Genomic DNA, 6,429 nt, shown 5'->3' on the forward strand with positions numbered 1-6,429 from the left:
GGAGGGCAACGATGGCTGCACCGCGAACCGGAGCCGCGCTCGCCGCACTTTTCGCGCTGCTCGTCGGCGTCGGCATCACGACGACCGGCGTCGGTCAGGCGCAGGACCGCACCGCGCCGACCGCCGTGAAGAGCCTGCGCGGCGACGTCGGGCTGGAGGAGCTCGGCGCCGCGCCCCCGGTGGTCAAGCAGGACACGCCCTCGGACGGCATGTTCGGCCGGGCCTACCGCCAGCAGCCGCCGCTGATCCCGCACCGGATCGAGACCTATCAGGTCACCAAGGACTTCAACCAGTGCATGACCTGTCACGACTGGCCGGCCAACATCAAGGCCGGGGCGCCGAAGGTCTCCGAGACGCACTACAACGATCGCGAGGGCAACCGGCTCGACAAGATCGCCGGCACCCGCTTCTTCTGCACCCAGTGCCACGTACCGCAGCTCGACGCCAAGCCGCTGGTGAGCAGCACGTTCCAGAACGCCACCGAAGTGAAGTGACGGCGCGCCACCGCCGGCCAGCGCGATCGCGCGGCCGTGCCGGCGCAGGACGAGGATCGGACCGATGACCGACAACACCGCGACTCCGGCTCCCGCGGCGCCCGAGACGACGCCGGCCAAAGCCCCGGGCCGCCTGCGCAGGCTGTGGGGCTGGTTCTGGAGCCCGTCCGGCACGCTCTCGCTCGGCGCACTGCTGATCGTCGGGTTCCTCGGCGGCATCGCCTTCTGGGGCGCCTTCCACACCGCGCTCGAGGCGACCAACACCGAGGCGTTCTGTGTCTCGTGCCACGAGATGGAGGCGAACGTCTTCCGCGAGTATCGCCAGACCGTGCACTACACCAACCGCACCGGCGTGCGCGCGGTGTGCACCGACTGTCACGTGCCGAAGGACTGGACCCACAAGATGATCCGCAAGGTCCAGGCCTCCAACGACCTCCTCCAGCACATCCTCGGCACCATCGATACGCCCGAGAAGTTCAACGCGCGGCGGCTGCACCTCGCCACCAATGTCTGGCGCGCCATGAAGACGACCGACAGTCGCGAGTGCCGCAACTGCCACGACTTCATCCACATGGACTGGTCCGTGCAGGAGAAGCGCTCGGCCGAGAACCACCAGCAGGCGGTGAAGAACGCCAACACCTGCATCGACTGCCATCGCGGCATCGCCCACCGCCTGCCGGCCGGGGCCCAGGAGGCCGCCGACAAGCTGTGGCGCGAGCTGTCGAACGGCGCCGCTGCGCCGAACGCGACCGTGCCGGTCGGCGGGGGCGTCGCGGCCCCCCGCTGACGGCGGCCGACGTCACGGGGCTGCGCCGCGAGTCGATCGGCCTCTGTCGCCGGGCTCGGGGGCACCGATCCCGTCGGCGCGGCTGAACGCCGCATGCGGGCGGCTGGCGGCCCCGCGGCCGCTTCGTAAGGCGCTGATTTGGAGCGGCTTACGCGCGTCGCTGGCGGCGCCGCAGGATTCGTTGCGGCGGTGCGACACTGTTGCGACCCCCTGACACGTTGCGATCAGCATTGTCGAACTGTAGCTCTGGCGCTGCAGGTCTCGATCGTTCGATGAATAATTCTAGACTGATGATGATCTGTTCGTATCGGGGATCGTATCCTCAGAATAGATCTCCTCAAAGCTTGAGGCGGTACGATGTTATTCATGGTCTATTCTGATGTGCTGCAATGCAATAGATGCTAAATTCTGCCGTATTCAGGCGGCGAAAGTGAAAACTGAACGGCTGTTAAGGAAGCCGTAACGCTGGCCGGGAAGACTGGCGCAGCAACGAGCCGGGCGGGCCGAAGGGCCGAAGCCCTGCCGTGGGGAGTTCCAAGGTTGCCGATGTGTGGCGCCGCGTGCGGACGGATCCGCCCGAGGCGGTTCGATGTGCGTGGGGCGGACAACGACCGCGGGTCGTTCGGAGGCGGAGCCGTGTCGGTCCGCCGGGATCGACCTGCACGCCGATGGTTGGAATGGAGGCGACGACAATGACGGTTCGGGCTTCGGTGATCCTGCGCTCCGCGCTGCTGCTGGCCGGCTTCGGCCTGACGGCCTGCGGCGAGGCCCAGACCACCGTGAAGACCGCGGAGCAGGCGGCGCCGCCGCGCGTCTCCGTGGTCACGCTGCAGCCGGCGCCGCGCCCCTATGTGCGCGAGCTGCCGGGCCGCATCGCGCCGATCCGCATCGCCGAGGTGCGGGCGCGCGTCGCCGGGATCGTGGTGGATCGCGCTTTCAAGCAAGGCGCCGACGTGCAACCCGGCGAGGTGCTGTATCGGCTCGACCCCAAGCCCTACGAGGTCGAGCTCGAGGCCGCCAAGGCGGCGCTCGCCAAGGCCGAGGCGGTGTTCGAGCAGTCCGAGAAGCAGGCCAAGCGCATCGAGGAGCTGCTCGTCGGGCGCGCCGCGTCGCAGGTCCAGTACGAGACGGCGGTGGCGACGTTCCGGCAGGCGCAGGCCGAGGTCGCGGCCAAGCAGGCCGAGGTCGCGCGAGCCGAGCTCAATCTCGGCTATGCCAGCATCCGCTCGCCGATCAAGGGCCGGGTCGGCCGCGCCCTCGTCACTGAAGGCGCGCTGGTCGGGCAGGGCGAGGCGACCCATCTGGCCACGGTCCAGCAGATCGACAGCGTCTATGCCGACTTCACCCAGTCGGTCGAGGAGCTGCAGCAGCTCCGCCGCGACTTCGAATCGGGCGCGCTCGAGCAGGTCGCGCCGGACGCCGCCAAGGTGCGGCTCGAGCTCGGCGACGGCACCATCTATCCGCATCCCGGCAAGCTCCTGTTCTCCGACGTGACCGTCGATCCGAGCACCGGCCAGGTGACGCTGCGCGGAGAATTCCCCAATCCCAAGGGCGAGCTGCTGCCCGGCATGTATGTGCGGGTGCAGATCGAGCAGGGCATCGACGGCGACTCGCTCGCGGTACCGCAGCAGGCGGTGCAGCGCGACGATTCCGGCGACAGCCGCCTGTTCCTTGTGCGGGACGACAACCGTGCACATCCCAAGCCGGTGCGGGTCGGCCGCGTGGTCGACGATCTGTGGCTGGTGCTGGACGGCGTGTCGCCCGGCGACCGGGTGATCGTCGAAGGCTTCCAGAAGTTCGTGCCCGGCGACGTCGTCGATCCGGTGCCGTGGCAGACCCGCAAGCAGCGGCGCGCCTCGGCCGAGCCGTCGGCCACCGACTCCGCGGAGCCGGAGGAGACCGGCTCCGTCGTGCGCTGACGAACGGAGCCCGGGATGCCGTCCTTCTTCATCGACCGGCCGATCTTCGCGGTCGTGGTGGCGCTGTTCATCTGCCTGTTCGGCGTGCTGGCGCTGCCCTTCCTGCCGGTCGCGCAGTATCCGATCATCGCACCGCCCTCGATCTCGATCTCGACCAGCTATCCGGGCGCGTCGCCCGAGAACCTCTACAACAGCGTCACCAGGCTGATCGAGGAGGAGCTCAACGGCGCGAGCGGCATCCTCAGCTTCGAATCGACCTCGGACTCGCTCGGCCAGGTCGAGATCATCGCCAACTTCGTCCCCGGCACCGACTCCAACCTCGCCTCCGTCGAGGTGCAGAACCGCATCAAGCGCGTCGAGGCGCGCCTGCCACGCGCCGTGATCCAGCAGGGCATCCTGATCGAGGAGGCCTCCAGCGCGGTGCTGCAGATCATCACGCTCAGCTCGACCGACGGCAGTCTCGACGAGGTCGGCCTCGGCGACTTCATGATCCGCAACGTGCTCGGAGAGATCAGGCGCATCCCGGGCGTCGGCCGTGCGACCCTGTACTCGACGGAGCGGTCGCTGCGCGTGTGGATCGATCCGGCGCGGCTCGTCGGCTACAATCTCACCGCCGACGACGTCACCAAGGCGATCGAGGCGCAGAACGCTCAGGTCGCGTCGGGCAGCGTCGGCGCCGAGCCGAGCCGCAGCTCGCAGACCGTCTCGTCGATGGTGCTGGTGAAGGGCCAGCTCGCCTCGCCGGACGAGTTCGGCGCCATCGTGCTGCGCGCCAATGCGGACGGATCCACGGTGCGGCTGCGCGACGTCGGCCGCATCGAGGTCGGCGGCATGGGATATCAGTTCACCACCCGGCTCGACGGCAAGCCGGTCGCAGGTCTTTCGGTGATGCTCGCGCCGACCGGCAATGCGCTCGCGACGGCGCGTGCCGTCCAGTCGAAGATGGAAGAGCTCGCCACCTACTTCCCGCAGAACATCAAGTACCAGATCCCCTACGACATCACCCCGGTGGTCGAGGCGTCGATCAAGAAGGTGCTGATGACGCTGGGCGAAGCCGTGGTCCTGGTGTTCCTCGTGATGTTCCTGTTCCTGCAGAACATCCGCTACACCCTCATCCCGACCGTGGTGGTGCCGGTGGCGCTGCTCGGCACCTGCGCGGTCCTGCTGGTCGGCGGCTTCTCGATCAACATGCTGACGCTGTTCGCCATGGTGCTGGCGATCGGCATCCTGGTCGACGACGCCATCGTCGTGGTGGAGAACGTCGAGCGCATCATGGCGGAGGAGCATCTGCCGCCGCGCGAGGCGACCCGCAAGGCGATGTCGCAGATCTCGGGTGCGATCGTCGGCATCACGCTGGTGCTGATGGCCGTGTTCGTGCCGATGGCCTTCTTCCCCGGCTCGGTCGGCATCGTCTATCGCCAGTTCTCGATCACCATGGTGGCGGCGATCGGCTTCTCGGCCCTGATGGCGCTGTCGCTGACGCCGGCGCTGTGCGCCACGCTGCTCGAGCCGGTGACGCATCACGGTCCCGGCCGCGGCGTGTTCGGCTGGTTCAACCGCGGCCTCGATCGCACCAAGGAGCGCTACGGCAGGTTCGTCGGCTGGTCGCTCGCGCGCTCCGGCCGCATGCTGCTGGTGTTCGCCGTCATCGTCGCCGGCATGGGCTGGATGTTCACGCGCCTGCCGGCCGGCTTTCTCCCGGTCGACGACCAGGGCTTCTTCACCACCGACGTGCAGACGCCGGCCGACGCCTCGTTCAACCGGACGCTCACGGCGGTCCAGGAGGTCGAGCAGTTCCTGATGAACCGCAAGGGCGTCGACACCGTGACGTTCCTCACCGGCTTCAGCTTCCTGGGTCAGGGCGCCAACACGGCCCAGGCCTTCGTCACCCTCGACGACTGGTCGAAGCGTGGCGAGAGCGAATCGGCCGAGGCGGTCGTCGCCGACGTCAACCGCAGCCTCGCCGGGATCAAGGACGCCAAGATCTCGGCCCTGCAGCCGCCGCCGATCGACAATCTCGGCAACTCCTCGGGCTTCAGCTTCCGCCTCCAGGACCGCGGCCAGAAGGGCTATCCGGAGCTGATGAAGGCCAAGGACCAGCTCCTCGAGGCGGCCCGCCGCAGCCCCGTGCTACAGGACGTCTTCGTGGAAGGCCTGCCGCCCGCCCCGCAGGTCGAGCTGATGATCGACCGCGAGAAGGCGGCCGCGCTCGGCATCGCCTTCCAGGACATCAACACGACGATCTCGACCAATCTCGGCTCCGCCTACATCAACGACTTCCCCAACCGCGGGCGCATGCAGCGCGTGATCGTGCAGGCCGACGACAGCGCCCGCATGCAGGCCGACGACATTCTCGGCTTCAACGTGCGCAACACCAAGGGACAGCTCGTTCCGTTCTCGTCCTTCGCCACCCTGAAGTGGTCGGTCGGGCCGAGCCAGGTGGTCGGCTTCAACTACTATCCGTCGGTGCGTATCAGCGGCGCGGCACGGCCGGGCTTCACCTCGGGCGACGCCATCGCCGAGATGGAGCGGATCGCCGCGACCCTGCCGCGCGGCTTCGGCTTCGAATGGACCGGGCAGTCGCTGCAGGAGAAGGCGGCCGGCTCGCAGGCGCCGTTCCTGCTCGCGCTGTCGGCCTTCGTGGTGTTCCTGGTGCTGGCGGCATTCTACGAGAGCTGGACCGTGCCGATCGCCGTGCTGCTGGTGGTGCCGCTCGGCATGCTGGGCGCGGTCGCCGCCGTGATGCTGCGCGGGATGCCGAACGACGTCTACTTCACCATCGGGCTGATCACCATCATCGGGCTGGCCGCCAAGGACGCGATCCTGATCATCGGCTTCGCCCGCGATCTCAACCTCGCCGGCATGCCGCTCGCCCAGGCGGCCGTCGAGGCCGCGCGGCTGCGCTTCCGCCCGATCCTGATGACCGGCTTCGCCTTCGCCTCGGGCGTCGCGCCGATGGTGATCGCCCATGGCGCCAGCGCCAAGAGCCAGCAGGCGCTCGGCACCGGCGTGCTCGGCGGCATGATCGCCGTGGTGGTCCTGGCGCTCCTCATGGTGCCGGTGCTGTTCGTCACGGTGCAGCGGCTGCTGGGCAGCGAGAGCGCGCGCGGACGCGGCCTCAGGCTGCAGGCGCGGCGGCGGCTGATGCGCCACCGTCGGCGCAAGCTGCGCCGCCACGCGGCTGCGGCTGCCGGGGCGTGATCTCAGCCGGGCGACGCGGCGCCGCGCC

The 6,429-nt window shown here is 68.8% G+C and carries 4 protein-coding genes; all 4 read left to right on the forward strand.

Translation table 11 applies throughout. The features are described 5' to 3' along the window. Positions 1 to 11 precede the first annotated feature (11 nt). Positions 12 to 494 carry a nitrate reductase cytochrome c-type subunit gene (locus CH341_RS10325; RefSeq protein WP_111418954.1) on the forward strand — a complete coding sequence of 161 codons (483 nt, stop codon included), beginning with the start codon at positions 12 to 14 and terminating at the stop codon, positions 492 to 494. Between the two features lie 64 nt (positions 495 to 558). Continuing rightward, entirely contained in the window at positions 559 to 1,281 is a 723-nt protein-coding gene (locus tag CH341_RS10330; RefSeq protein WP_111418955.1) for a NapC/NirT family cytochrome c, read from the forward strand. Between the two features lie 692 nt (positions 1,282 to 1,973). After that, a complete protein-coding gene (locus tag CH341_RS10335) occupies positions 1,974 to 3,200 on the forward strand; it encodes an efflux RND transporter periplasmic adaptor subunit (protein ID WP_111418957.1) in 1,227 nt (408 codons plus the stop codon). A 15-nt stretch (positions 3,201 to 3,215) separates the two neighbouring features. Beyond that, the gene (locus CH341_RS10340; RefSeq protein WP_111418956.1) at positions 3,216 to 6,401 is read left to right on the forward strand and encodes a multidrug efflux RND transporter permease subunit; all 3,186 of its coding nucleotides are present in this window, start codon (positions 3,216 to 3,218) and stop codon (positions 6,399 to 6,401) included. The last annotated feature ends 28 nt before the right edge of the window (positions 6,402 to 6,429 follow it).

It is taken from the genome of Rhodoplanes roseus (assembly GCF_003258865.1).
GTDB lineage: Bacteria > Pseudomonadota > Alphaproteobacteria > Rhizobiales > Xanthobacteraceae > Rhodoplanes > Rhodoplanes roseus.